General features: G+C 71.6%; 22 protein-coding genes and 1 riboswitch. Of the genes, 11 read left to right on the plus strand and 11 right to left on the minus strand.

Going from position 1 to position 25808, the window contains the following annotated elements:
- Positions 1-46: 46 nt before the first annotated feature.
- Both nagA and AB0M16_RS27905 read right to left on the minus strand, forming a co-directional pair.
- Positions 47-1192 (minus strand): N-acetylglucosamine-6-phosphate deacetylase, encoded by a 1146-nt coding sequence (nagA, locus tag AB0M16_RS27900; RefSeq protein ID WP_365347625.1) that lies wholly within the window; start codon positions 1190-1192, stop codon positions 47-49.
- Positions 1192-2181 (minus strand): ROK family protein, encoded by a 990-nt coding sequence (locus tag AB0M16_RS27905; RefSeq protein WP_365347627.1) that lies wholly within the window; start codon positions 2179-2181, stop codon positions 1192-1194. Before AB0M16_RS27905 ends, nagA begins: the two co-directional genes overlap by 1 nt.
- Before the next feature lie 348 nt (positions 2182-2529).
- Here AB0M16_RS27905 and AB0M16_RS27910 point away from each other — a divergent pair, with 348 nt between their 5' ends.
- The 3 genes from AB0M16_RS27910 (at position 2530) to otsB (ending at position 5073) form a co-directional block, all read left to right on the plus strand.
- The gene (locus AB0M16_RS27910) at positions 2530-3804 is read left to right on the plus strand and encodes an extracellular solute-binding protein (RefSeq protein WP_365347629.1); all 1275 of its coding nucleotides are present in this window, start codon (positions 2530-2532) and stop codon (positions 3802-3804) included.
- Between the two features lie 10 nt (positions 3805-3814).
- Positions 3815-4054 carry a DUF3263 domain-containing protein gene (locus AB0M16_RS27915; protein WP_365347631.1) on the plus strand — a complete coding sequence of 80 codons (240 nt, stop codon included), beginning with the start codon at positions 3815-3817 and terminating at the stop codon, positions 4052-4054.
- A gap of 167 nt (positions 4055-4221) precedes the next feature.
- Positions 4222-5073, plus strand: coding sequence for a trehalose-phosphatase (gene otsB, locus AB0M16_RS27920; protein ID WP_365347633.1), 852 nt, complete (start codon positions 4222-4224; stop codon positions 5071-5073).
- Between the two features lie 100 nt (positions 5074-5173).
- On the opposite strand, the gene AB0M16_RS27925 is transcribed toward otsB, so the two are convergent.
- The 4 genes from AB0M16_RS27925 to AB0M16_RS27940 form a co-directional block, all read right to left on the minus strand.
- Positions 5174-7456, minus strand: a complete 2283-nt coding sequence (locus tag AB0M16_RS27925; RefSeq protein WP_365347635.1) for an immune inhibitor A domain-containing protein — start codon at positions 7454-7456, stop codon at positions 5174-5176.
- A 311-nt stretch (positions 7457-7767) separates the two neighbouring features.
- Entirely contained in the window at positions 7768-9147 is a 1380-nt protein-coding gene (locus tag AB0M16_RS27930; RefSeq protein WP_365347637.1) for a trehalose-6-phosphate synthase, read from the minus strand.
- A 139-nt stretch (positions 9148-9286) separates the two neighbouring features.
- Positions 9287-9736, minus strand: a complete 450-nt coding sequence (locus AB0M16_RS27935) for a hypothetical protein (RefSeq protein ID WP_365347639.1) — start codon at positions 9734-9736, stop codon at positions 9287-9289.
- Positions 9737-9774: 38 nt separating this feature from the next.
- Entirely contained in the window at positions 9775-10719 is a 945-nt protein-coding gene (locus tag AB0M16_RS27940) for a glucosyl-3-phosphoglycerate synthase (RefSeq protein ID WP_365347714.1), read from the minus strand.
- 121 nt (positions 10720-10840) lie between these two features.
- Positions 10841-10985, plus strand: a riboswitch (SAM riboswitch).
- On the opposite strand from AB0M16_RS27940, the gene thrC reads away from it, so the two are divergent.
- From thrC to AB0M16_RS27965, 5 genes are all read left to right on the plus strand, one after another.
- Positions 10979-12289, plus strand: coding sequence for a threonine synthase (thrC, locus tag AB0M16_RS27945; RefSeq protein WP_365347641.1), 1311 nt, complete (start codon positions 10979-10981; stop codon positions 12287-12289). It overlaps the preceding riboswitch by 7 nt.
- Positions 12290-12312: 23 nt before the next feature.
- Positions 12313-12591 carry a MoaD/ThiS family protein gene (locus AB0M16_RS27950; RefSeq protein WP_351843997.1) on the plus strand — a complete coding sequence of 93 codons (279 nt, stop codon included), beginning with the start codon at positions 12313-12315 and terminating at the stop codon, positions 12589-12591.
- A gap of 414 nt (positions 12592-13005) precedes the next feature.
- Positions 13006-13209 (plus strand): cold-shock protein, encoded by a 204-nt coding sequence (locus AB0M16_RS27955; protein ID WP_005315736.1) that lies wholly within the window; start codon positions 13006-13008, stop codon positions 13207-13209.
- 345 nt (positions 13210-13554) lie between these two features.
- On the plus strand, positions 13555-15177 hold the full coding sequence (groL, locus tag AB0M16_RS27960) for a chaperonin GroEL (RefSeq protein WP_365347643.1): 1623 nt from the start codon (positions 13555-13557) through the stop codon (positions 15175-15177).
- 184 nt (positions 15178-15361) lie between these two features.
- Positions 15362-15844 (plus strand): SRPBCC family protein, encoded by a 483-nt coding sequence (locus AB0M16_RS27965; protein ID WP_365347645.1) that lies wholly within the window; start codon positions 15362-15364, stop codon positions 15842-15844.
- A 21-nt stretch (positions 15845-15865) separates the two neighbouring features.
- Here AB0M16_RS27965 and AB0M16_RS27970 read toward each other — a convergent pair whose 3' ends face one another.
- From AB0M16_RS27970 to AB0M16_RS27980, 3 genes are all read right to left on the minus strand, one after another.
- Positions 15866-16525, minus strand: coding sequence for a hypothetical protein (locus tag AB0M16_RS27970; RefSeq protein WP_365347647.1), 660 nt, complete (start codon positions 16523-16525; stop codon positions 15866-15868).
- 18 nt (positions 16526-16543) lie between these two features.
- Positions 16544-21469 (minus strand): ricin-type beta-trefoil lectin domain protein, encoded by a 4926-nt coding sequence (locus AB0M16_RS27975; RefSeq protein ID WP_365347649.1) that lies wholly within the window; start codon positions 21467-21469, stop codon positions 16544-16546.
- A 376-nt stretch (positions 21470-21845) separates the two neighbouring features.
- Positions 21846-22175: a deoxyxylulose-5-phosphate synthase gene (locus AB0M16_RS27980; protein WP_365347651.1), complete on the minus strand. Its 330-nt coding sequence runs from the start codon at positions 22173-22175 to the stop codon at positions 21846-21848.
- A gap of 82 nt (positions 22176-22257) precedes the next feature.
- Here AB0M16_RS27980 and AB0M16_RS27985 point away from each other — a divergent pair, with 82 nt between their 5' ends.
- Entirely contained in the window at positions 22258-22632 is a 375-nt protein-coding gene (locus AB0M16_RS27985) for a VOC family protein (protein ID WP_365347653.1), read from the plus strand.
- A gap of 44 nt (positions 22633-22676) precedes the next feature.
- Here the strand turns inward: AB0M16_RS27985 and AB0M16_RS27990 are convergent, their stop codons facing one another.
- Entirely contained in the window at positions 22677-23408 is a 732-nt protein-coding gene (locus tag AB0M16_RS27990; protein ID WP_365347655.1) for a class I SAM-dependent methyltransferase, read from the minus strand.
- 173 nt (positions 23409-23581) lie between these two features.
- Positions 23582-23995, minus strand: coding sequence for a hypothetical protein (locus AB0M16_RS27995; RefSeq protein WP_365347657.1), 414 nt, complete (start codon positions 23993-23995; stop codon positions 23582-23584).
- 63 nt (positions 23996-24058) lie between these two features.
- On the opposite strand from AB0M16_RS27995, the gene AB0M16_RS28000 reads away from it, so the two are divergent.
- Positions 24059-24409: a MerR family transcriptional regulator gene (locus AB0M16_RS28000; protein WP_365347660.1), complete on the plus strand. Its 351-nt coding sequence runs from the start codon at positions 24059-24061 to the stop codon at positions 24407-24409.
- 242 nt (positions 24410-24651) lie between these two features.
- A partial coding sequence (locus AB0M16_RS28005; RefSeq protein WP_365347662.1) for a CAP domain-containing protein occupies positions 24652-25808 on the plus strand: 1157 nt, incomplete at its 3' end.

The raw sequence follows: 25808 nt of genomic DNA on the forward strand, positions 1-25808 counted from the left end.
GGCCCAGACCCCGGGGCCAACCGCCGTGAGGCAACGTGCGTCGAAATCATCCCACTTGGGGTTCAACCACCCAGGCGCCCCGGCGCATCACGCCCTTGAGCTCGAAGTCCGCGTCGAGGACGACGAGGTCGGCGTCCTTGCCGGGCTCCAGCGAACCGACCCGGTCGTACACGCCGAGCAGCTTGGCCGGGTTGGCGGAGATGGCCTGGACGATGGACTCCACCGGCAGCTCGTCGACGGTGGCCGCGCGCTTGAACGCGCGGTCGAGGGTGAGCGTCGAGCCGGCGATCGAGCCGCCCTCGACGAGCCGCGCCACGCTGTCCTTCACCTCGACCTCCAGCGGGCCGAGCATGTAGCGCCCGTCGCCGAAGCCGGCCGCGTCCATCGCGTCGGTGATGAAGGCGACCCGCTCCGGGCCCGCGTGATGGAACGCCAGCTCCAGTGCGGCCGGGTGCAGGTGGGTGCCGTCGTTGATGAGCTCGACGGTGATCCGCTCGTCCTCCAGGAGCGCGGCGATCGGACCGGGCGCGCGGTGCCCGAGGCCGGGCATCGCGTTGTAGAGGTGGGTGGCGACGGTGGCGCCGGCGTCGATGGCGGCCCGGGTCTGCTCGTACGTGGCGTCCGTGTGCCCGATCGCGGCGATGACGCCGTGCTCGGCGAGCAGCCGTACGGAGTCGATGCCGCCGGGCAGCTCGGTGGCGAGGGTGACCATGCGGGCCTGCCCGCGCGCCGCGTCGAGCAGCTTGCGCACGTCGGCCGGGTCGGGGTCGCGCAGCAGCGTCTCGTCGTGGGCGCCCTTGCGGCAGGGGGAGATGAAGGGGCCCTCGAAGTGGATGCCGGCGATCTCGCCCTGCTCGGCGAGCTCGGAGACCAGGCCCGCGCGGCGGGTGAGGAAGTCCATGTCGCCGGTGACGAAGGAGGCGACGACGGTGGTCGCGCCGTGCAGCCGGTGGGTGTGGACGCCGGTGAGGATCTCGTCGACGGTGCCCGAGGTGAAGGAGGCGCCGCCGCCGCCGTGGTTGTGCATGTCGACGAAGCCGGGCACGAGCCAGTGGCCGGAGAGATCGAGCGCGGGAGCGTCCTCCGCGGCGGAGCCGGCGATACGGCCGTTCTCGACGATCACTCGCCCGTTCTCGACGATCCCGGTCGGCAGCACCACGCGGGCCCCGGCGAGAACTGTGGAAACGGCCATCAGGCGGATACCTCCGAGTCGGTGGGGCGGTCGGTGGGGCGTGCGGTCGGCGGCTCGTCGGTCGGCTGCCCGTCGGCGAGCAGGTCCCAGGCGAGGAGGCCCGCGCCCAGGCATCCGGCGGTGTCCCCGAGGGCCGCCGGGACGATGGCGGGCAGCTTCTGGAACGTGACGCGCTCCTCCACGGCGGCCCGAAGGGGTGTGAACAAGGTTTCCCCCGCCTCGGCGAGACCGCCACCGATGATGAGCGTGCGGGGGTCCAGCAGGGTGAGCGCGGTGACCAGGCCGTCGGCGAGGGCGTCGACGGCCTCCTGCCAGACCCGTACGGCCCTCAGGTCGCCGGACTCGACGGCCTTGGCGCAGTCGGCGGCGTCGGCCTCGGGGGCGCCGGAGGCCTCGGCCCAGGCGAGCGAGACGGCGGAGGCGGAGGCGTACCGCTCCAGGCAGCCGCGCTGGCCGCAGCCGCACTCGGTGCCGCCGGGGCGGACGACGATGTGGCCGATCTCGCCGGCGTAGCCGTGGGCGCCGGCCTCGATCGCGGAGCCGATGCCGATGGCGCCGGCGATGCCGGTGCCGAGCGGCACGAAGAGGAAGCGGTCGGCGCCGTTTCCGGCGCCGATCCTGCCCTCGGCGAGGCCGCCGGTGCGCACGTCGTGCCCGAGGGCGACGGGGATGCCGCCGAGCCGCTCGCTGAGCAGGGCGCGCATCGGGACGTCGCGCCAGCCGAGGTTGGCGGCGTAGACGGCGATGCCGTTCTCGGCGTCGACGATTCCGGGCACGGCGACTCCGGCGGCCGCGGCGGGTTCGCCGTACCGCTCCTGGCCGAGGGCGCGCAGGTCCTCGGCGAATCCGAGGATCGTCTCGACGACGGCCTCGGGCCCCCGGTCGCGCCCGGTGGCCCGGCGGGCCTCGTGGAGCAGGGTGCCGTCCGTCCCGACGAGGGCGGCCTTCATGCCGGTGCCGCCCACATCGAGGGCGATGACGTGTCTCACGGGGACAGTCTCGCGCGAGATCCCCCGAAAGGTCTAGTCCACTGCGGAGGATTGTTGCGGTCGGATACAAATCCCGTGGGGGTGGCTGCGGGTTCCGGAGGGCCGGCTGCGCGTCGCCGTGCGGTGGGTCGGCGGGCGGAGGTGCGGGGCATGCGGGACGACTTCCTCGTGGTCCAGACCGGCCGGGAAATCCGGAAGCTACTGCCAGATCGCGCCCAGGAAAGCACGCTGTCGCACGGCAATGCGTTGCAGAAGCGATATGCGAGTGGTGTAGACCTCCGGTGACCAGGCGGGGGAAACTTGCGGCCGACCAAAACCTCGACGACGAGCAAAGGGTGGGTTACGGCTGTGCAGCGGCGACGATTCCTTGGACTGGCCGCGGCGGCCACCGCTCTCGGCCTGACCGCCGGCCTCTCCGGCTGCGGCACGCTGAGCGGCGACGGCGGTGACGTCACCCTCAAGCTGGTGGCCGCCGACTACGACCTCACGGGCGGCGACTCCACGAAGAAGTACTGGGCCGGCCTCGTCGCCGCCTTCGAGGCGAAGAACCCCGGCGTGAAGGTCCAGGTCCAGATCGAGTCGTGGAACGACGTCGACCGCAAGGTCGCCGAGCTCGTCAAGGCCGGCCAGGCCCCCGACGTCGCCCAGATCGGCGCCTACGCCGACTACGCGGCGGCCGGCCAGCTCTACTCCGCCGACGAGCTGCTCTCCATCCCCGTCCAGGCCAACTTCCTCGCCCCGCTCGTCGACGCCGGCGAGTACAAGAACACCCAGTACGGCCTGCCCTTCGTCGCCTCCACCCGGCTGCTCTTCTTCAACGAGGAACTGTTCGACCGGGCCGGTGTCGACGAGCCCCCGGCCACCTGGGCCGAGCTCGCGGCCGCCGCCGAGAAGCTGAAGAAGAAGGGCGTCACCTACCCCTTCGCGCTGCCGCTCGGCCCCGAGGAGGCCCAGGCCGAGACGATGATGTGGCTGCTCAGCGGCGGGGGCGGCTACACCGACGACACCGGCCACTACAAGATCGACTCCGAGGCGAACATCCGGACCCTCGACTGGCTGCGGCAGAACCTCGTCGCCCCCGGCCTCACCGGCCCGGTCGCCCCCGGCAAGCTCGACCGCAAGGAGGCCTTCGCCGCCTTCACGCGCGGCGAGGTCGGCATGCTCAACGGACACCCGTCCCTGATGCAGGAGGCCGAGAAGAAGGGCGTCAAGGTCGGCAAGATCGCCCTGCCCGGTGCCGACGGCAAGGCCAGGGCCACCATGGGCGTCGCCGACTGGATCATGGCCTTCAAGCAGAACGGGCACCGCAAGGAGGTCGGCGCCTTCCTCGACTTCGTCTTCAGCGACGAGAACGTGCTGAAGTTCGCCGGCGACAACGACCTGCTGCCCGCCACCGTCACCGCCTCCACCGCCATGCAGTCCGCCCCGGAGCACGTGGGCCTCCGCGAGTTCCTGGAGGCGCTGCCCGACTCCCAGCTGCCGCCCGTCGGCAAGACCTCCTGGGCGCAGGTCAGCGGCCGGGTGAAGAAGGACATCGGCAGCGCGGTCCGGCCCGACGCCAAGCCGTCCGAGGTCCTCGGCCGGATCGCCCGGGAGGCGACGGCGGCGGAGAGCGCGGAATAAGTTGGTCTGTATGACCACCGAATCCGGCGAGCTGGGCGAGCGCGAGCGGGCCGTGCTGGCCATGGAGCGGCGCTCCTGGCCCGGCCCCGGCGCGAAGGAGCGGGCCGTACGCGAACAGCTCGGCCTCTCCGCCACCCGCTACTACCAGCTGCTCAACGCCCTCCTCGACGACCCGAGGGCGCTCGTCCACGACCCGGTCACGGTCAACCGCCTGCGCCGGGTCAGGGCGGAAAGGGAATCGCGCCGCTGAGACCGCGCCGCCGGAACCGTGCCGCCGGAACCCCCCGCTGGAGCGGTGCGGCCGGAACCGTGTCGCAGGAGCGGTGCGGCCGGAACGGTGTCGCAGGAGCGGTGTCGCGAGCGGACGGCGGAGGCGGTGGCGCTGACGCGGACGGGATCCGTCGGTAGGGTCGTGGCATGGTCAGCCGCCTTCCGCACCCGACCACCACCGCCGGCCGCGACGGTCTGGCCGCGCTGCTCGCGCGCCCGGAGAAGGCCGTCGTCGCCCTCGACTTCGACGGGACGCTCGCCGAGATCGTCCCCGACCCGGAGCAGGCCCGCGCCCACCCCGGCGCCGTACCCGCCCTGGCCGCCCTCGCCCCGCACGTGGCCTCCGTCGCCGTGATCACCGGCCGCCCCGCCGGGGTCGCGGTCCGCTACGGGGGCTTCGCCGGCGTCCCGGGCCTGGAGCACCTGGTCGTCCTCGGCCACTACGGCGCCGAGCGCTGGGACGCCGTCTCCGGCGCCGTGCACGCCGCCGCCCCGCACCCGGGCGTCGCCTCGGTCCGCGCCGAGCTGCCCGGCTTCCTGGACCGCGTCGGGGCCTGGCCCGGCACCTGGATCGAGGAGAAGGGCCGGGCGGTCGCCGTCCACACCCGCCGCGCGGAGGACCCCCAGGGCGCCTTCGAGGCCCTGAAGGGCCCCCTCGGCGACCTGGCCACCCACCACGGCCTGGTCCTCGAACCCGGCCGCATGGTCCTGGAGCTCCGGCCCCCTGGCATGGACAAGGGCGTCGCCCTCGCCGACTACGTCCGCGAGATCGACGCCGGCTCCGTCCTCTACGCCGGCGACGACCTGGGCGACCTCGCCGCCTTCGCGGCCGTCGAGAAGCTCCGCTCCGACGGCACCCCCGGCCTCCTCGTCTGCTCCGCCGCCGCCTCCGAGGCCGTCCCCGACCTCGCCGACCGCTCCGACCTCACGGTCCCGGGGCCGGCGGCGGTCGTGGACTTCCTCGCGGGTCTGGCGGAGGCCCTGGACCAGGGGGCGTAACACCGTTCCCGGGGCTCCGTGCCCCTGTACGGCGGCGAGGGGCGCCCCGGTCGGCCGGGGCGCCCCTCTTCTGCGACGGGGTCGGTGGTGCGGTGCCGGTCTACGAGGCCGGGTTGACCACGTTGATCGTCAGGTCGTCGCCCGCGTCGCCGGTGACGGTGACCTTCACGCCGTGGCCCGCGACCTTCACGCTGGCCTGGGGGGCCGTGGAGTCGTAGTAGGCGTTCGGGTCGGTGTCGTCGAAGACCGGGATGCCCGGGACGGAGGGGGCGCAGGCCGCCTGCGTCTCGACGGTCTTGCTGCCGCCCTTGCCGACCAGGACCTCCTTGTGGAGGCAGGTCGCGTCCGTGGCCTCCAGGCCGAAGGTGGCGTCGAAGGGCTGGCGCCGGTTGCTCGGGGCCGTGCCGTCGGGGTAGCGGAACGGGGTCGGGCGGGCGTCGACCGCCATCGCCGAGCCGCCACCCGGGTGGGCGCTGACGTTGTTGTCGTCGTAGGAGCGGTCCACGTACCAGACCAGCATGCCGTTCTGGAAGCGGAAGAACTCGACCCAGTCAGGGGCGGTGAGGCCCTTGCTGAACTGGTACGGCCCTTCGGCGAGCAGCGCGTCGGCGCCGACGTACTCGCGGTTCTCCAGCAGGTAGTAGCGCGGGGCGGTGGCCGTCTCGGTGCCGGTGGAGATCTTCCAGCGGCCCTGCGCCGTCCAGCCGTTCGTGCCCTGCTCGACGTTGTCGGTCAGCAGCGAGGTGCCGCCGGAGCCGATGGTGACGTCGTCGAGGAAGGCGCCCGCGAAGTGCACGCCGCCGTCCGACTGGTAGCGGAAGCGGAAGAGGGACGGCTTGCCCGCGGAGTCGTACGAGTAGCGCAGCGTCGTCCACTTGCCGGCGGAGGAGCCGGAGACGGCCGCGCCGGCGCGGGCCCAGGTGGCGCCGTTGTCGAGGGAGTACTCGGCGAAGAGGTAGTCGAAGTCGGCCTCGATCTCGTACCAGGCGCTCGCCTTGACCGTGATGCGCGAGGCGGCGGGCACGGAGCGGGTCAGGGACTGGTTGAGACCGTCCGCCGAGCCCGTCCACCAGGCGTGCGTGCCCGAGGTGGGCGTCGCGTACGTGGTGCTGCTGGTCTTGTCCGGGAGCGCCACGCGGACGGCCTGCGCCTTGCCGGCGACCTGGAGCGCGGCCGGGCTCAGGGTGTACGAGCCGTTGGCGCCGAGCGGCGCGTCGGCGACGTCGAGCCAGCCGAGGAAGAGCTTCTCCTCGGCGCCCATCAGGCCGGGGTGGGTGCCGATGCCCTCGCCGGCGGCGGCCCCGTGGCCGAGCCAGGAACCGGAGCTCATCAGGGTCCAGAAGGCGGTGGAGTTCTCGCCGCCGTCGGTGTCGTAGTAGTCCGGCAGGCCGAGGTCGTGACCGAACTCGTGGCAGAAGACGCCGAGTCCGCCGTTCTCGCCCTCGGTGGTGTAGTCGCCGAGCCAGTACTTCGACTGGCCGATGCGGGCGCCGCCCGCCTTGTTCTGGGTGCCGGAGACGTCGGGGCCGGTGAGGCCGAAGTCGTCGCCGTTGACGTACCAGCGGTGCGACCAGATGGCGTCCTCGCCCTGCGCGCCGCCGCCGGCGTCCTCGCCCATGCCGGCGTGGACGGCCTGGAAGTGGTCGATGTAGCCGTCGGCCTCGTCGAAGTTGCCGTCGTGGTCCCAGTCGTTGCGGTCCCAGACGTCGAACTGCGCGAGGTACGCGTCGATCTCGGCGGGCGTCTTCCCGGCCGCGATCTGCGCGTTCCACCAGGCGTCGCCGGTGTCCTGGATGAAGGCCCAGGAGCCGCCGGTGTCCTCGACGGCGTTGTCGCCGTAACGGGACGCGTTGTAGGGGACCTTGACCCAGTTCTCGACGGTGTTGCTCACCGAGTAGCGGCCGCCGGACAGCTTCTCGTAGAACGTCCGCATCGACTCGCCGGAGCCGTTGAACAGGTCCTCGTAGTGGGCCTTGGAGAAGTCGGCGGTCCAGGCGTTGGAGTTGTCCACGCTCCGGTCCGGCTGCGGGATCTGGTTGTGCAGCGGCCCGGCGACGCTGCCGTACTTGCCGAGGCTCTGGTCGCCGAACTCGGAGAGGATCGTGAGGATCTTCTCCTGGCGTACGGCGGTCGTGGTCGTCGTCTCGGCGAACTTGCCGGGCGCGACCTCGACGACGCCGCGGGCGTTCGCCTTCGCCTTGCCCTTGGCGACCAGGTCGATCGCCTTCTCGCGCAGTTCGGTGCGCTGCTTGGTGAGCGGTCCGGGGCGGTTGTCCGCGCGGGGCGCCGTGCTGGCGCCCGTGCTGCCGTCCCGGGCTTCCTGCGCGGCGGCCGGGGTGAGGCCTGCGGCGAGGAGTGCGGTGAGCGCCGACCCTAGGGTCATGCCCACGACAATCTTTTTCACGTCGTGCGATCCCTTCGCTCGCATGCGTAGGACGCATGGTGCGCGTGGTTCCGTTGAGGGTGAACGGATCGCCTGGGGGAACGATCGGCGCAGAGTCTGGCACGGAAGGACCGGTCAGGAGGAGGGGGAGACCCCGAAGAATTTCCCGCCGGATGCAGGGGAGCAGTAGGGGAGGGGCAGGGTCTGCCCTGTCGCCGCCGTGATCGACGACGGCGACGCCGGTGCGACGGCGAAGGCGACGACGGCGGTGCGACGGCGACGACGACGGCGGTGCCAGAGCGCGGGAGGCCCTACGGGAGCGCCCGCAGCGCCTCCAACTGGTCCAGGAACCAGCGCTGCGGCGGCAGCGCCGTCGCCGCCGCAGCGAGGCGCTTCGTGCGGTCGGCGCGCTCCGGGGCGGGCATGGAAAGGGCCTCGTGCAGCGCCTCGGCGGTGCCCGTCACGTCGTACGGGTTGACCGTGAGGGCGTCGGCGCGCAGCTCCTCGTACGCGCCCGCCTCCCGGGAGAGCACCAAGGCGCAGCCCGCGTCGGAGACCACCGGGATCTCCTTGGCGACCAGGTTCATGCCGTCGCGGACCGGGTTGACCAGGGCGACGTCGGCCATCCGGTAGGCGGCGAGGGAGCGGGTGAAGTCGTCCTGGACGGACACCAGGACGGGCTGCCAGTCCGGCGTGCCGAACTCCTCGTTGATCCGCGCCGCGAGCTCGCCGACCGAGGCCGTGTACGCCCGGTAGACCTCCAGGTCCTGCCGCGAGGGGTAGGCGGAGGCCAGGTGGACGACGCGGCCGCGCCACTCGGGGCGGGTGGTCAGGAGTTCCCGGTAGGCGAGCAGGCCGCGCAGGATGTTCTTGGACAGCTCCGTGCGGTCGACGCGGACGATGGTCCTGCGGTCGCCGACCTCGGCGCGCAGCGCGGCGAGCCGTTCGTCGACCTCGGGCCGGTGGGCGAGGCCGCGCAGTTCCCCGGCGTCCACGCCGAGGGGGTGCACGGCGACCCGCGTGCCGTCGGCCGCGCGCTCGACCAGGGGGTCGGCGAGGAAGGCGGACGCCCAGGCCCGGGTGTGGAAGCCGACCTCGTCGGCGCCGAGCATGCCCTCGACCAGCTCGTGGTGGACGTCGTCCGGGAGCATGCCCAGGTACTGCGGCGAGGCCCACGGCGTGTGCGTGAAGTGCGCGATCCGCAGGTCGGGGCGCAGCGCGCGCAGCTGCCCCGGCACCAGCGCCAGGTGGTAGTCCTGGACGAGCACCGCCGCGCCCTCGTCGGCGGCCTCGGCGAGGGCCTCGGCGAAGGCGCGGTTGTAAGCGCGGTAGGACTCCCAGCGGCGGCGGAAGGCCGCGTCGAAGACGGGCTCGCGCGGGATGTCGTACAGATGGTGGTGCAGGAACCACAGCACCGAGTTCGCGATGCCGTTGTACGCGTCGGCGTACACGTCCGGGTCGATGTCCAGCATGCGCACCCCGGGCTCGGCCACGCCGCGCCGCACCGCCTCGCGGTCGCCGTCGCTCAGCGCCGCGCACACCCAGAGGCCGTCCTCCGCCGCGCCCTCCGACGAGACGGCGCTCAGGCCCGACACGAGCCCGCCGCCGCCCCGCCGGGTGTCCAGGGCGCCGTCGTCCCGCACGGTGTACGAGACCGGGCCACGGTTCGATGCCACGAGGACAGAAGCCATACGGCGAACCTAGCCCGTCCGGTAAACGCTCAAACGTACGGATTCGAGACGTACGGATTCGGGCCGGCAGGGCTCGACGGGTCCGGAGGGTCCGTCGCCGAGCCGGCCCGCACCGCTGCCCCCGGCCCGCCCCCGCGACTCAGCGCGGCCCGCGGGCCCTGGCCGCCGCCATGGCCACCGCGCCCGTCGCCGCCAGCGCGAGGCCCAGCGCGCCGAGCAGCCACAGGCGCTCGCCGGTCCGCGTCGTCGTGCCGCCCTGGGCGCCGCCGTGGGCGCCGGCGCGCGGGCCGGGGTCCGGGGAGGGCGGCGCGGGGCGCGGGGTCGTCGGTGCGGGGGACGACGGGGACCGGTCCGGCGGTGCCGGCTCGGGGCCCGTGGCCGGCCCGTCGAGCCCCGGGTGGGCGCCGGCGGCCTTCCTCGCCGCAGAAAGGTCACCCGGGTGCGCGGTCCTCGGAGCGCCGTGCGCGACCCTGCCCCGGTCGGCCGCGGCGGGGGCGGCCGAGGGGATCGTCAGTGTCCCGGCCGCCATGCCGAGGGCGGCCAGCAGGATTCCCGTTGCCGTTCTGAACCGTGTGAATCTGAGCCGCATGAAACGGAAATGTAGGCAGAAATGATCATTATTCGCTGTCACGCCACGCGGCGGCGCTCCGCGTACTCCGCGATCTCCGTCATCGGCGGCCGCTCCTCCGTGTCCACCGCGTACGTGTGCGGCGTGAATCCGTCCTCGCCGCGCTCGAACTGGGTGAGCAGCGGTCGCACCAGGTGCCCGCGCGAGAGACGCAGCTGGGCCGTCCGGTAGATCGCCGCCGCCATCCGGCCGAGCGCCCGGCCGTCCTGGTGCCGGTGCTTGCGCACCCCCACGTCCACCTGTGCGAGTGCGTCCAGGCCGACCGTGTGCAGCGCGTCCACGAGGAGGCCCAGCTCCACTCCGTAACCGACCGGGAACGGGAGCCGCTCCAGCAGGGAGCGCCGCGCCGCGTACTCGCCGCCCAGCGGCTGGACGAAACCGGCGAGCCTCGGCCAGTGCAGGTTGAGCAGCGGCCGGGCCACCAGCTCCGTCACACGACCGCCCTGACCTGGGGTGTCGCCGAGCGGGCGGTCGTACATCGCCTTCACGAAGTCCACGTCCGGATCGGTGAGCAGCGGGCCGACGATCCCCGTGACGAAGTCCGCCGAGAAGTCCCGCAGGTCCGCGTCGACGAAGCAGACGACGTCCCCGCTGGTCACCATCAGTGACCGCCACAGGACCTCGCCCTTGCCCGGCACCGCCGGTATCCGGGGCAGGATCGCGTCGCGCGCCACCACCCGCGCGCCGGCGGCCGCGGCGACCTCGGCCGTACGGTCGGTCGAGCCCGAGTCGATCACCACCAGCTCGTCCACCAGCGGCACCGCCGGCGTCATCAGTTCGCGGCGGATCACGGAGACGATCGCGCCGACGGTCGCCTCCTCGTTCAGCGCGGGCAGCACCACGCTGACCGTCGTCCCCCGCTTGGCGGCGAGGACCCGCTCCAGCGGACGGTCGGCCACGGACCAGGACCGCCGGGCCAGCCAGCGCTCCACTTCTTCCAGCAACGTGATCTCCATCTCGCGGATCGGACGTCCGTCTCCCCTGTCGAGGCCTTCGGTTACAGTCTTGAACAACGCGGACGCCCGATGCATGTCGGGGTGCCGGCCGCGTCCCACAATCGAATACCGCTCATCCAGAGGGGCAGAGGGAAACGGCCCGTTGAAGCCCCGGCAACCCTCCAGTCGGTTTGTCTCGTCCTCCAGCGAGGCCCCCGGCTAGGGAAGGTGCCAAATCCGTCTCATGGCGAAATGCGTCATGAGGAAGATGAGGAGAAAGGGCCTCGCCTCCATGGCTGTACAGACCGTCGCACCCGGAACCACCGTCGATCTCGGTCCCGCTTCCGGACTCTCCTGTCGCGAATGCGGCGAATCCTTCCCGCTCGGCCCGATCTTCGCCTGTGAGCTGTGTTTCGGCCCCCTCGAGGTCGCGTACGACCTGCCCACCGGTGACCCCGAGGCCCTGCGCAAGCAGATCGAGGCCGGCCCCGCCAACATCTGGCGCTACGCCCCGCTGCTGCCCGTCCCCGCCGACGTCGCCGAGAAGCCGAACCTGAACCCGGGCTGGACCAAGCTCGTCCAGGCCGACAACCTCGCCCGCGAGATCGGCGTCGAGCCCGGCAAGCTCTTCGTCAAGGACGACTCCGGCAACCCGACCCACTCCTTCAAGGACCGGGTCGTCGCCCAGGCCATCGAGGCCGCCCGCGCCTTCGGCTTCACCACCCTCTCCTGCTCCTCCACCGGCAACCTGGCCGGCGCCGTCGGCGCCGCCGCCGCCCGGGCCGGCTTCCGCTCCTGCGTGTTCATCCCGCACGACCTGGAGCAGGGCAAGGTCGTCATGGCCGGTGTCTACGGCGGCGACCTGGTCGCCATCGAGGGCAACTACGACGACGTCAACCGCTTCTGCTCGGAGCTCATCGGCGACCCGCTCGGCGAGGGCTGGGGCTTCGTGAACGTCAACCTCCGCCCGTACTACGGCGAGGGCTCGAAGACGCTCGCGTACGAGATCTGCGAGCAGCTCGGCTGGGTCATCCCGGACCAGCTGGTCATCCCGATCGCCTCCGGCTCCCAGCTCACCAAGATCGACAAGGGGCTGCAGGAGCTCGTCAAGCTGGGCCTGGTCGAGGACAAGCCGTACAAGATCTTCGGCGCCCAGGCCGAGGGCTGCTCCCCGGTCTCCGCCGCCTTCAAGGCCGGTCACGACGTGGTCCGCCCGCAGAAGCCGAACACCATCGCCAAGTCGCTGGCCATCGGCAACCCGGCCGACGGCCCGTACGTGCTCGACATCGCCCGCCGCACGGGCGGTGCCGTGGAGGACGTGAACGACGAGCAGGTCGTCGACGCCATCAAGGTCCTCGCCCGCACCGAGGGCATCTTCGCCGAGACCGCGGGCGGCGTGACCGTCGGCGTGACGCGGAAGCTCGTCGAGAACGGCCTCATCGACCCCACGCTGACGACGGTGGTCCTCAACACCGGCGACGGCCTCAAGACCCTGGACGCCGTGGCCGAGAGCTCGCAGGCGACCGCCACCATCCGCCCGAGCCTGGACGCGTTCCGCGACGCGGGCCTGGCCCACTGAATCCGAGAGGTACGAAGACAGCCATGGCCGTGAACGTCCGCATCCCCACCATCCTCCGCACCTACACCGGCGGTCAGTCCGAGGTGCCCGCCGAGGGTGCGACCCTCGCCGAGGTCATCGCCGACCTGGAGAAGAACCACACGGGCATCGCGGCCCGCGTCCTCGACGACCAGGGCAAGCTGCGCCGCTTCGTCAACGTGTACGTGAACGACGACGACGTGCGCTTCGAGCAGGGCCTGGAGACCGCGACGCCGGACGGCGCGGGCGTCTCCATCATCCCGGCCGTCGCCGGCGGCTGCTGAGCCGAGCGCGGCCGAGCCGTACCCACGAGTACCCGCAGTACCTGAATTGCCCCTTCCGCAAGAAGAAGCGGAAGGGGCAATTCTGCATGGTTGAGCGCGGTAGAGTTGGGGAAGTCCCCTCCGCTGCTCATGCCAGGCGCATATGAGAATGCGTCTCCGCACGGCAAGAAGTAGCCAATGTGCCCGCGCCTTGTGTACCTTCTGCGCGTTTTGCCGGGCCCGACTTGCCCCGGAATTCCGGGGATTCTCCCCAATTCCCCTTTCGGCCGTGCCCAGAATTCTCGTCCGATTGACCTGTTGCAGAGGGCAGTTGGGCAGATACATTCAGCCGCGGTCGACGCGTTCCGGCGCAGGGTCTGACCCGGGTCCGCGAAGTGCGGCCCCGCGCAAGGGCCAGTAATAGGGGAGTTAGGCATGGCTCAGGGCACCGTCAAGTGGTTCAACGCGGAGAAGGGCTACGGCTTCATCGCGGTCGACGGTGGTGCGGATGTTTTCGTCCACTACAGCGCGATCCAGATGGACGGATACCGCACCCTCGAAGAGGGTCAGCGGGTCGAGTTCGAGATCTCGCAGGGCCAGAAGGGTCCGCAGGCGGACATGGTCAAGCTCGCCGTCTGAGCGCGGCGCGATCGGCCACCGACGCACTTCCGTCGAGGGGCCCGCATCCCGGTGGGGATGCGGGCCCCTCGCGCGTGCTCGGGCGCGTGCGCCCGCGCGTGTGGCGCGCGTGCGCCGACAGATGGCCGGAGGGTGGCGGATCCCCCTGAGTCGCTTGCACTCTCCTAGGGCGAGTGCTAATCATTGGCGTTAGCACTCTGAAGGTGAGAGTGCTACGAGGATCGGGCAGACGAGGTCGCCGACCGAGTGGGGCAAGGAACCACGAGGAGCACGGAGGCCGTCCGTCGCGGGCGTCGGCGCGGTCCTGGAGCGTTATCCACCCCATGTCCGGGAGGACCACTTCACATGGCCAAGATCATCGCGTTCGACGAGGAGGCCCGGCGCGGTCTCGAGCGCGGCATGAACCAGCTCGCTGACGCCGTCAAGGTCACCCTCGGCCCCAAGGGTCGCAACGTCGTCCTCGAGAAGAAGTGGGGCGCCCCCACGATCACCAACGATGGTGTCTCCATCGCCAAGGAGATCGAGCTCGAGGACCCGTACGAGAAGATCGGCGCCGAGCTGGTCAAGGAAGTCGCCAAGAAGACGGACGACGTCGCCGGCGACGGTACGACCACCGCCACCGTTCTCGCCCAGGCGCTGGTCCGTGAGGGCCTGCGCAACGTCGCCGCCGGCGCCAACCCGATGGCCCTCAAGCGCGGCATCGAGAAGGCCGTCGAGGCCGTCTCCGGTGCGCTGCTCGACCAGGCGAAGGAGGTCGAGACGAAGGAGCAGATCGCCTCCACCGCCTCCATCTCCGCCGCCGACACCCAGATCGGCGAGCTCATCGCCGAGGCCATGGACAAGGTCGGCAAGGAAGGCGTCATCACCGTCGAGGAGTCCCAGACCTTCGGTCTGGAGCTGGAGCTCACCGAGGGTATGCGCTTCGACAAGGGCTACATCTCGGCGTACTTCGCGACCGACATGGAGCGCATGGAGGCCGCGCTCGAGGACCCGTACATCCTCATCGTCAACTCCAAGGTCTCCTCGGTGAAGGACCTGCTCCCGCTCCTCGAGAAGGTCATGCAGTCGGGCAAGCCGCTGCTGATCATCGCCGAGGACGTCGAGGGCGAGGCCCTGTCGACCCTGGTCGTCAACAAGATCCGTGGCACCTTCAAGTCCGTCGCCGTCAAGGCCCCGGGCTTCGGCGACCGCCGCAAGGCCATGCTGAACGACATCGCCATCCTCACCGGCGGCACGGTCATCTCCGAGGAGGTCGGTCTCAAGCTCGAGAACGCCGGCCTGGACCTGCTGGGCCGCGCCCGCAAGGTCGTCATCACCAAGGACGAGACCACCATCGTCGACGGTGCCGGTGACAGCGAGCAGGTCGCCGGTCGCGTGAACCAGATCCGCGCCGAGATCGAGAACTCCGACTCGGACTACGACCGCGAGAAGCTCCAGGAGCGCCTGGCGAAGCTCGCCGGTGGCGTCGCCGTCATCAAGGCCGGTGCCGCGACCGAGGTCGAGCTCAAGGAGCGCAAGCACCGCATCGAGGACGCCGTTCGCAACGCGAAGGCGGCCGTCGAGGAGGGCATCGTCGCCGGTGGTGGCGTGGCCCTGCTGCAGGCCTCCGCGGTCTTCGAGAAGCTGGAGCTGGACGGCGACGAGGCCACCGGTGCCAACGCCGTCAAGCTGGCCCTGGAGGCCCCGCTGAAGCAGATCGCCGTCAACGGTGGTCTCGAGGGCGGCGTCGTCGTGGAGAAGGTGCGCAACCTCCCCGTCGGTCACGGCCTGAACGCCGCGACCGGTGAGTACGTCGACATGATCGCCGAGGGCATCATCGACCCGGCCAAGGTGACGCGCTCCGCGCTGCAGAACGCCGCCTCCATCGCGGCCCTGTTCCTCACCACCGAGGCCGTCATCGCCGACAAGCCGGAGAAGGCCGCCGCGCCGGCCGGCGGCGGCATGCCGGGCGGTGACATGGACTTCTGATCCCCAGGGATCGGACGTTCATCGCTGAACGCGACCGAGGGCGGCACCCCCACCGGGGGTGCCGCCCTCGGGCTTTCCCGTGAGGCGTGCGGGCGACATGCGGAGGGGCGATGCTGGTGGGAGAGCCCGGAACGCAATCCCCCGGACCGGAGTCCCGGAACGGAAGCGGGAGGCGGAGCACGTCATGATCACCCTGCTGACCACACCGGCGGACCGCGAGCTGGTCATCACCCGCACCTTCGACGCCCCCGTCCGACGCGTGTGGGAGGCGTGGACGCGCCCCGAGCACGTGCGCTTGTGGTACGGCCCCGACTCCCTGACCATGTCGGTCTGCGACATCGACCTGCGCCCCGGCGGCGCCTGGCGCTGGGGCCAGCGGACCCCGGAGGGACAGGAGATCGTCTTCTCCGGCGCGTACGAGGAGATCGTCCCGGCCGAGCGCCTCGTCTACACCGAGAACTTCGAGCAGATGCCGGGCGCCGATCCGGTCCGCGTGATCCTCGCCTTCGACGCCACCCCCGACGGCGGCACGGCCCTCACCAGCACGTCCTTCTGGCCGACGACGGAGATCCGCGACCAGGCCCTGGCGGCGGGGATGGAGGCGGGGGTACGGGAGCAGTACGACCGCCTGGCGGCGTACCTGAAGACGATGGCGCGGACGGGATGACCCGTCCGCGCCCCGTCTCCGTCAGTCCTCCAGGTCGGACCAGATGTTGAAGTCCCGGTCGTCCACCACGTCCTCACCGAGACCGAGCTCGTCCCCGAGCGCGAGGTAGCGCTCGTACCGGGCCTCGCTGATCGGCACGAAGTACCCCTTCAGCGCCCGGAGCAACAGCCGGAACCCGAGGTCCGGATCGACCTCGGCGGCCCGGTACAGCGCCGGTACGACACCGTCGAGCGGGTGGTAGGCGTGGTGGGCCGTGGCCTGTGCCAGGGCGGGGCCGACCGACCCGATCTCGGCGACGACCGCCTCCCGCACGGCCACGTCCACCACCGTCGCGGCGGCGGCGGGCGTACGGGAGGGGTCGTCGCGGTGGATCCGGTCGGTGCAGACCTCCGCGATCCGGCGCAGCCACACCCGGCCGTCGATCCCGAGCCGCTCCAGGTCGAACGCCCGGAACGTCCCCGCCAGCCACAGGACCTCGATGTCACGGCTGGACAGCGGTGAGTCCAGGAGCACGAGACAGTCCCTCAGCAGCTGGTGGGCGAACCGGCCTTCGAACCGGTCCGCACTGCTCGCCACGACCTCCAGACCGGCGGCCTCACCGTCGACCGGCGGGTACTGGATCCACTTGATCAGCCCGGTGAGCCCGATGTCGACACCGAGGTGCCGGTGCGGCTGCGCCATGTTCCCCTCTCCCCTCTCCTACTTCGGGTAGGCGGTGTAGATCACGAAGTTGTCCGGTACGTCCGTCACCGGGTCACCGGGGTGGGCGTTCCCCTTGCCCCGTACCGCCTTGATGTTGATGACCACCTTGTTGCCCGCGTTCACCGGCGTCCGGGCTCCCGAGTGCCAGACCTTGCCGAGCGATCCCTCGCCCCGCAGCTCCCATTCGATGGGGAACAGGTCGTAGCGGGGATCGAAGCGCTCCGTACCCGGCTTCTTGCGCTGTTCCTTGATCCAGTCCGCGAGCTTCTTCCCGTTCTTCGGGCTGCGCGCCAGCCACTGCTGGAAGGCCTCGTTGATGCAGCGCACGGCGGTGTCCTGATCGTTCCACACCGTCGCGATGCCGTCCCGGGTGGCCTTGGCCATGGCCTCCTGATTGTTGAGGTTGACGTGCTCGCCCAGGGTGTGGGCGCCGTTCTTGCCCTCGTCGGCCACGATGTTCAGGCAGTTGTGGACGAGTACGTCCTGGGGCCGCCCGCCCGTCGTGCGCACGAAGAAGGTGTGCGGCCCGTCGACCGTGAGGTCGTACACCGTGTTCGGCTTCAGGCCGGCGCGGTCGCGGAGCGCCGTCACCGCACGGACCGGGCCGTCCGGGGTGCGCAGGCGGTCGCCGACGCGCAGCTCGGAGACCGTGCGCCAGCCGCGGTCCGCCACGAAGAACTTGTGGCCGGCGGTGCTGGCCAGGGTGCCTCCGCCGGCGACCGTGATGTCGATCAGGCGCTCGGTGTCGTGCCGGAAGGTGGCGGTGACCTGCTGGGTCCGCAGTTCCCCGGTGGCGGGGTCCGCGGCCTTCACCAGGTCCCCGGTCCGCACCCGGCTGATGGCCCGGTGGGATCCGTCCGCCATCAGCACCTGGGTGTGCCCCGGGAAGCTGTTGCGCACACAGGCGGTGAAGGCGTTCTCATAGATGTTGACCTGCTGCGAGATCTTGGCAAGGGTCGCCGGATCCAGGTCGAGGGCCTTGAGGGCCTTGAAGGCGTCGGCGACGCCGATGCCGGTCTTCATCGCGGCGTCGAGGGCGTTGAGCGCCTCGAAGACCTTGCCGAAGGCCTTGCCGGGGATGAAGTTGCTCGCCGCCCAGGCGCAGCCGCTGACGCTGCCGTGCCAGCAGTCGACGAAGTCCTGGACCAGGACCGCCTTGAGGATCTTGTAGGTCAGGGTCTCCTGGATGAGCTCCAGCTTGGTGAAGTAGCGGGTGACGTCCTGCTTCAGGCCCGGGATGCGCTTGCTCTCGATGAGCAGCGTGTCCTCGGGCGCGCAGCGCTCGCCACCGGCGACCGAGTCGGCGTCGGTGCAGAGGAAGAAGTCGACGACGGCGCTGAAGGTGACCGTGAACGTCACCGTGCAGCCCTCGAAGCCGATCTTGATCTCGCACGGCTCGTGCTGCTTGGCGTCGGTGATCTCGACGGAGTCCTCGTCGACGACGTACCAGGTGCCGCCGAAGCCGGTGCCCGCACCGGTCGAGACCTGCTTGTTCGCGGCCTTGCGTGCCGCTTCCTCGGCTGCCTTCTCCGCCTCCTTGGCGTACTTCAGGGCGTCCTTGGCCGCTTGCTCGGCCTCGGTCGCGGCGGTGGCGGCGCGGTCGGCGGCCGCGCGGGCGTCCTTGGCCGACTGTTCGGCCGCGGCAGCGGCCTGGCGTGCGGCCTGGGCGTCGAGGGCGGCCTGGTCCGCGGATTCGCGGGCCTGCTTGGCGTACCCCTCGGCGCGGCCGGCCGCCTGGTCGGCGGCGGCGGCGTCCGCGGTGGCCTGCCGGTCGTACTCGATCGTGCGGGCCAGGGACGCCGAGGCCTTCGAGGCGGCCTTGGCGGCGTCGGCCGCGTAACCCAGGGCCTCCTTGGAGTAGCCACGGGCGGTCGCCGAGTGCGCCGCGGCGTTCGCCGCGTGCTGATAGGCGGCCTTGGTGTCACCCTGTGCCTGGGCGGCGATGTCCTTGGCCGCCGCGGCCTCCGCCTGCGCGTTCTGCGCATGGGCGTCGGCGACGGCCTGCTGCTGCTCGGCGATGGACTTCGACGCCTGCCCGGTCAGCACGACCAGGCCGGCGGCCGAGTCGGTGGTGACGAAGGGGGAGCCGAGCTCGATCGCGTCGTTGGCCGGCTTGGCGACCTGCGCGGCCGCCTGGCCCGCGGCGACGGCGGCCTGCGCCGTGACGTGGGCGAAGCCCGCCGCCTTCGCCGAGGCGGCCAGCGCCTTCGCGGCCTCCTTGCTCGCCAGGTCCGCCTGGGACTTGGCGTCCTTGGCCTGCTTCTCCGCCTCGTCCGCGAGCCTGACGGCCGTGTCGGCCTCGGTGGCGGCGTGCTGGGAGGCGTCGATGGCGTCGGCCGCGGCGCTGGTGGCGGTCGCGACGGCGGCATCGGCCTTCAGCTTGGCGGCCTGGGCGGCGTCCGCGTCGGAGCGGGCGCGCTTCGCGGCCGCCTCGGCGCGGGTGGCCGCGGCGTCCGCCTCCGCCGCCGCCTCGGTGGCGGCGTCGGCCTCGGCCCGGGCCCGGCCGGCGGCCGCCTCGGCGTCGCTCGCGTGCCCGGCGGCGGCGTCGGCCGCCGCGCGGGACTGCTGGGCCTGGGCGTCGGACTCGTGCGCCTGGGCGTACGCCTCCTTCGCGTCCGCCTTGGCGCGGGCGGCATCCGCCTTCTGCGCCGCGTCCCAGGCGTCGTCCCGCAGGTCGCGGGCCTTGTCACGGGCCTTGACCGCGTCGTTCCTGCGCGCGACGGCGGTCGCCTCGGAGGCTTCGGCCTTCTCCTTGGACTCCTTGGCGTTCACCGCCTCGGCCTGGGCCTGCGTCTTGTGCTGCGCGGCCTCGGACTGCTTGACGGCCGCGGTGTCCTTCTCGGCCTTCGCCGTCTTCTCCTCGGCTTCGGCCGCGAGCCGCTTGGCGTGCGCCTGCGCGGCGGCCACCTTGGCGTCGCCCTCGGCCTTCAGGGCCTCTCCGAGCTTCGCCTCCGCGGTCTCCTTGTCCTTCTTCGCGTTGTCCCGGTGCAGCTTGGCCGCGTCCGCCGCCGCCTTCGCCTGCAACTCGGCCTTGTACGCGGCCTCCTTGCGGAACTCGGTGTTGACCTGCGCGGCCTGGGCCAGCGCGCGCTGCGCGATCGTCAGGCTGTCCCCGGCGGTGGCACGGGTGGCCGCCTCGGCGGTCTCACCGGCCTTCACCATCGCCGTCAGCGCGGCGACGATGCCCTTGGTGACCTGTGCCTTCTGTTGCCCGACGAGCAGCCCACGACCTCGGGGCGCGCCGGCGGCGTCCGCGATGCCGTACGCCGCCTGCTCGGCCGCGTCCGACGTGGCGGCCGACTTCTTGGCGCTCTCCAGGTGCGCCCTGAGCGCGGCGAGCTGTGTCTTCGCCGTCGTCTGGGCGTCGGTGACGTTCTTCTTCGCCTTGTCGAAGTCCGCCTTCGCCGGGTACGAGGGGCTGTCGGTGCCCTTGTGACCGGACGGCTTGATCTTGAACTGCTGCGCGGTGCCCGTCTTGCAGTCCATCAGCCGCGTGTCGGTGCTCTTGGTGAACGCGGGCAGATCGAGGCACTTGCCGGTGGAGACGCTCTTCAGGGGCGCGGTGGCGCGGACGTCGCCCTTCCACGACTGCCCCTTGGACTTGTAGCAGTCCGAGATCTGGATCTTCGTGCCGTTGGCGGAGGCGTTGCCGGCCACGTCCAGGCACTTCAGCGAGTTGACGTTCCGCAGGTGGAGGTCGTCCTCACCGCCCTCCAGCGTCCACTGCTGCGCGGCGCTGCCGTTGCAGGTGTAGATCTGGACGGGCGTGCCGTTGGTCTTGCCCCCGCCCTGGACGTCCAGACAGTTGCCCGCGGCGCCCGGCACCTCGATGGCCACCGGGCTGTCGCCGATCCAGCCGACCCCGCCCGCGGACCAGTAGTCCTGCCAGCGGGTGGTGTAGTCGGCGACCCACGACTGGCCGAGGATCTGACCCAGCGTGTACGTGCCGTCCTGCAGGGACTTCGTGGCGGAGGCGCCGGCGGCGAGGATCTGCTGTCGCTGCGCGGCCTGCGCGGCGATCTCCCGCTGCCACTCGGCGGACGCCTGTGCGACCTCCTTGCCGAGCACCCGGTTCGGGTCGATCGGATCGTGCCACGCGCACGAGGCGAAACGGGTCTTCAGGTCCTCGACGGCGATCCGGAACTCCGCCGAGTCCGGCGCCGGAGCCGTACGGGGGAAGCCGCCCGAGGACAGGAAGACGCGGGCGTCATCGGCGAACACCCGCGGAACGAAGAACTGGTTGGGCTCGATCTTCCCGGAGTTCTTCTTCCAGAGTTTCCACGCCTCCTGCTCCTGCGGCGTGCCTCCCGTGGTGTAGAGCGCGTCACCGATCGTCAGTGCGGCGGCCTTCTCCTTGTCGTCGGCGGTCGGCGACGGATCGAAGAAGGGGGAGAACAGGTCGACCGGCTCGAAGTACGACTGGTACAGCCACGGGAGCAGCCCGGTCCTGTCGTAGATCTTGTCCGGGTCCTTCGGCGCGTTCGGGTAGAACTCCAGACCGCTGACGGTGCCGGACCAGGCGGTCCCCTGCTTGTTGACCTTGTCGATCCACTGGTCGGTGGTCGTGCGGTCCGTGTTGAAGGCCTCGTGCAGCGGGGTCTTGTCGTTGAAGAGGTCCCGTTCGAGCTTCTTGTGCATCTGGTCGGGCGGCAGAGTGATGGCGTTCTGCGCGAGGGCGGCGATGCCGGGGCCGCCCTTGCGCAGGGCGAACGCGGCCACGCACTGGTCTTCCCGCAGCTGCTGGGCCGCTTTGGTGTCGTAGCCGTCGTACGAGTCGGCGACGGCGGCCGTCGGCGCGAGGCGCGGGCCGAGCGCGCCGGGCTGGGCGGCGAGGCCACCGAGGACGGCCAGGGCGGTGACGGACGTGACCGCCGCGGAGGTTATGGGTGATCCGGGTCTGAACAGCCCCGTTTTTGGACGCAAAGGATCATCCTTCGTTGCGATGGCGAGCGAAGGCAGGCGGGGGCGACCGCCCCGCGGGGCGGCTGCGATACGCGAGCGTCAGCGCGGCACCGTTCCCCCGGCCGCCGAACGACGTGACTGGTTACGCGTGCAGGGGGCGGGGTGGTCTAGGTCCCGTCCGTGCGCGCGACGATCACCTTAGGCACAGGCCAACGGGTCGCGGCAAGCGCCTATTTCACCGAAGCGTGCGCTCGAACCGGGATCCACCTGTGCGGGGCCTGAGAAGAAGAGGAGGGAGTGGCGAGGGATTTCCGCCGAGGACTGGCCGGAGATCGCGTCTGCTCATCGGGGCTCGGTCCGGCCTGCGGCCGCCGGCCGGCGCCCCGCGGCGGCCGCCTCAGGGCAGGTCGTGACGCAGCAGCGCCTTGGCCATGGGCTCGCCCGTCCGGCGGGCGTGGGCCGCGCGTTCCTTGACCTCACGGAGGGTGCGGGGGCGCCAGCCGGGCCCGCCGCAGCAGCTCTTGTGGAAGCCGATGCCCGCGTTGAGCACGACGGACAGGGGCCGCCAGGCGTTCCTGTCGCGGCGTGGAGGCGGTGCGAACGCGGACCCGGCATGGATCATCACCCGCGCGCAGCGCGGACAGCGCCGCTCGCGCCAGGAGTCGTACGGCTGCTTGTACGAGGCGCGGCACGGCAAGCAGACGTACGAGGTCTTCGTATGGCCCATGCGGACAGGCTAGGTGGCCGGCGGGCTCGGGCGGCAGCGGATTTCCCGGCGGCCGGGCGGCGGCCGTCCCTAGGCTGGGCCCATGGAGCTCTCCGCGATCACTCTCGACTGCGCCGACCCCCCGGCGCTCGCCGACTTCTACCACCGGGCCACCGGGCTGCCCCTGCACCCCGAGAGCCACGCCGAGTTCGCCGGCGTCCAGCGCGAGGGCGGCCTCCTCCTCGGCTTCCAGCGCGTGGCCGACTACGTCCCCCCGCGCTGGCCGGGCCAGGAGCGGCCCCAGCAGCTGCACCTGGACTTCGACGTGGACGACCTGGCGGAGGCGGAGGCCCGCCTCCTGTCCCTGGGTGCGGCCAAGCCGTCGTACCAGCCGGACCCGGACCGCTTCGTGGTGCTCACGGACCCGGCCGGCCACCCGTTCTGCCTGGTGCCGCGGAGGCCGCGGACGGCGCCCTGAGCGGCTCGGCGGGGTCAGGCGGCGGGCCGTCAGGCGGCGATCCGTCAGACGGCGCGGAACAGGCCCGTCCACAGGAACGGTTCGCCGAAGTGGGGTGAGTCGGCCGGCTCGTCGCGCATGCGCCGGAGGGACAGTTCCTCGAGATCGGCGAAGACGGCGCGCAGGGACTCGGCCGTGTACGCGAGGCCGCCGTGCAGCGAGCGGTCGCGGTAGAAGGCCTCGTCGGGAAGTTCGGAGCCCATGCCGTCGGGGCCCGCGGCGAAGCAGGTGAGGGCGAAGTGACCGCCAGGGGCCAGGTGCCGGGCGAGGAGGGCGAGGTACGTGACACGGCGGTGCGGCGGCAGGTGGTGGAAGCAGCCGGAGTCGTAGATCAGGTCGTACGGGCCGCCGCCCCCGTCCGCGCCCAGGTCCAGCGCGAAGGCGTCGCCCTGGAGGAAGCGGATGTTCGACAGGGCCGCCTCCCGGGCCCGCTCGCGCGCCCACTCCAGAGCGCCCGGCGACAGGTCCACCGCGTCGACGGCGAAGCCGCGCGCGGCGAGGTGCAGGGCGTTGCGGCCGGGACCGCAGCCGAGGTCGAGGGCGCGCCCGCCGGCCGGGACCAGGCCCCGGTCGAGGTGCTCGACGAGGTTCTCGTCCGGCTTCGGGACGAAGAACGGGACGGGGCGGTCCCGGTCGTCGTAGAAGCCCTGCCATCTGGCGGCGTCCTCGGCGAACAGACCGTCCAGGAGCTGGAGTACGTCGTCGGCGGTGCGGGTGGTACGGGTCGTGCGGTCCACTGCAGATCCCCTTCCATGTCAGGGAGAACGCTACGGGAAGGGGGCATGAAAGCCCAGGTCAGAGGCGGTTTGGCGGGGCTCTGGGTGAGGATGTGGCGGGCGTTCGGGGGAGCGTGGGCGGCCCCCTCCCGGAGCTGCGGGGCGGGGGCCGGGAGAGGGCGTGGAGGGACGTCTCAGGGGGTTTCCGGGTCGAGGCCGGGCAGGTTTCTCAGCGTGTTCCGACGGGCCCACGGCGCGAGTTGCGCCACGCCCCAGGCGATCTCGACGACGAGGAACAGCCACACCACGGCGGCCGCGCCCTGCGTCAGCGCGTAGGCCTGCCAGCCCGCGAACAACACGCGTGCGACGCCGTCGAGCAGGCCGTACAGGGGGAGCGGCCGCAGGACGCGGAGGAGGGACCAGACCAGCACCACGGAACCCATCAGGTTCGCGTACAGGACCGTCATCCGGTCGGCGGGGCCGCCGAGTGCCAGGGCGTCGTGGAGCAGCCGGTACGTCCAGGGGGTCGCGAAGGGGGCCGTGACGACCAGGTCGTACCAGCCGCTCGCGCGCACGACACGTGCGTAGGTGGAGGAAGAAAGGAGCATGCCCGCGACGCTAAGCAGTGGACCACGCTCCAAGGTCAAGCCCCGTGCCCCGTGAGGAGACGCATGCTGATCGGCGAACTCGCCGCCGCCACCGGTCTGGCCCGCGACACCATCCGCTTCTACGAGAGGCGCGGCCTCGTCACCGGGGAGCGCCGCCCCAACGGGTACCGGGACTTCCCGCCCGAGACCGTGCCCTGGCTCCAGTACGTCCGCACCGCCCAGGCCCTCGGTTTCACGCTCGCCGAGATCGCCCGCCTCGGGGAGGAACTGCGCGATGCCCCGGACAGCTCGGAGCGGCTCTCCGCGCTGTTCGAGGAGAAGATCCGGATCATCGACGTGCGCATGGCCGAACTGTCGGCCATGCGTGCCGACCTGACGGCCCGGGTGGACACCGGATGCCCGCTCCGGGCGTGAGCGGCCCGGCCGGCGTGCAGCGGGACGGGGCCGCCCCCTTGTGCGTCCGTGAAGCGCGGAACGCCGGGCGTGAGGGGCGGCTGAGACCCCTGGTTCCACCGGCGGTTGGTTGATCGCTGGACGAGCGGGATGACGCCGAATGGGCGACGATGATCTCGTAGCGCCGAACGACCCTGTCGAGGTGTTCGATGAGAACGCGCTCTTTCGCAGCGGTGGCTGCGGTCATCTGCAGCGTTGTCGTGATGGGTGGGACGTCGGCCGGCTCCGCACACGCACGTCCTGAGGCGGCGTCGGCGCCCGACGCGAAGTCCCCTGTCTGCCCTTCGCCGAACGCACCGCCCGGCACGGGCTCGCAGATCGGCGCCACCGATGCCGCCGCGATCGTCCGCGCCCACAACGACGCGCGCCGGGAGGCCCTGCAGAAGTACAACCCCGGCCTCCCGTTGGTCTCCGTCGCCTGGGACCCCAAGCTCGCCTGTGACGCACAGGCGTGGGCCGACGACCCCGCGTCCAGCGAGGGCGGCGGGCTGCACCACAGCAGCCGTGCCACGAACGGGAACGAGGGCGAGAACCTCTTCAACGCCTTCCCCGGACCGGCGCGCCCCATGATGGCGCTGGACCCCGCCGTGAGCTTCAGCTGGATCGCGGAGAAGCCCGCTTTCGACGCGGACGGCAATGCCCCGGTCAACAGCAGTGCTGCCGCAGGCACCAATTTCCGCAAGTGGGGTCACTACTCCCAGATGATCTGGATGTCCCCCGCGTCGGCGACCACCGCCGTCGGTTGCGGCGTGAAGGAGGGCGTGCCCGTGTCGAGCAGCACGGGCTGGATCCTGGTGTGCCGGTACAGCGCCGCGGGCAACATCGACGGCCAGCGGGCCGTTCCGCCCGGAAGCGGCGGCCCGGTGGTCCCGAACCAACAGCAGGCGTCCCGCGGCGCCAGCGCGGTCTCGCAGAGGGACGGCCATCTGGATGTGTTCTGGGTCGGACCTGACGGTTCCGTGCGCTCGAACTGGTGGGACGGTGGTTCGGCGGAGGGTGCGTGGGGCGGTCACGGTTCGTTCTCGATCACGCCGCCGAACAGCGCCGCCCGGAACTCGGCCGTTGCCGCCGTCTCCCAACGGGACGGCCATCTGGACGTGTTCTGGGTGGGGCCTGACGGTTCGGTGCGGTCGCAGTGGTGGGACGGTGGTTCGGCGGAGGGTGCGTGGGGCGGTCACGGTTCGTTCTCGATCACGCCGCCGAACAGCGCCGCCCTCGGTTCGGGCATCGCGGCGGTGTCCCAATGGGACGGCCATCTGGATGTGTTCTGGGTGGGGCCTGACGGTTCGGTGCGGTCGCAGTGGTGGGACGGTGGTTCGGCGGAGGGTGCGTGGGGCGGTCACGGTTCGTTCTCGATCAC

Origin of the sequence: Streptomyces sp. NPDC051921 (genome assembly GCF_040680975.1) — a bacterium.
In the GTDB taxonomy this organism is placed as follows: Bacteria; Actinomycetota; Actinomycetes; order Streptomycetales; family Streptomycetaceae; genus Streptomyces.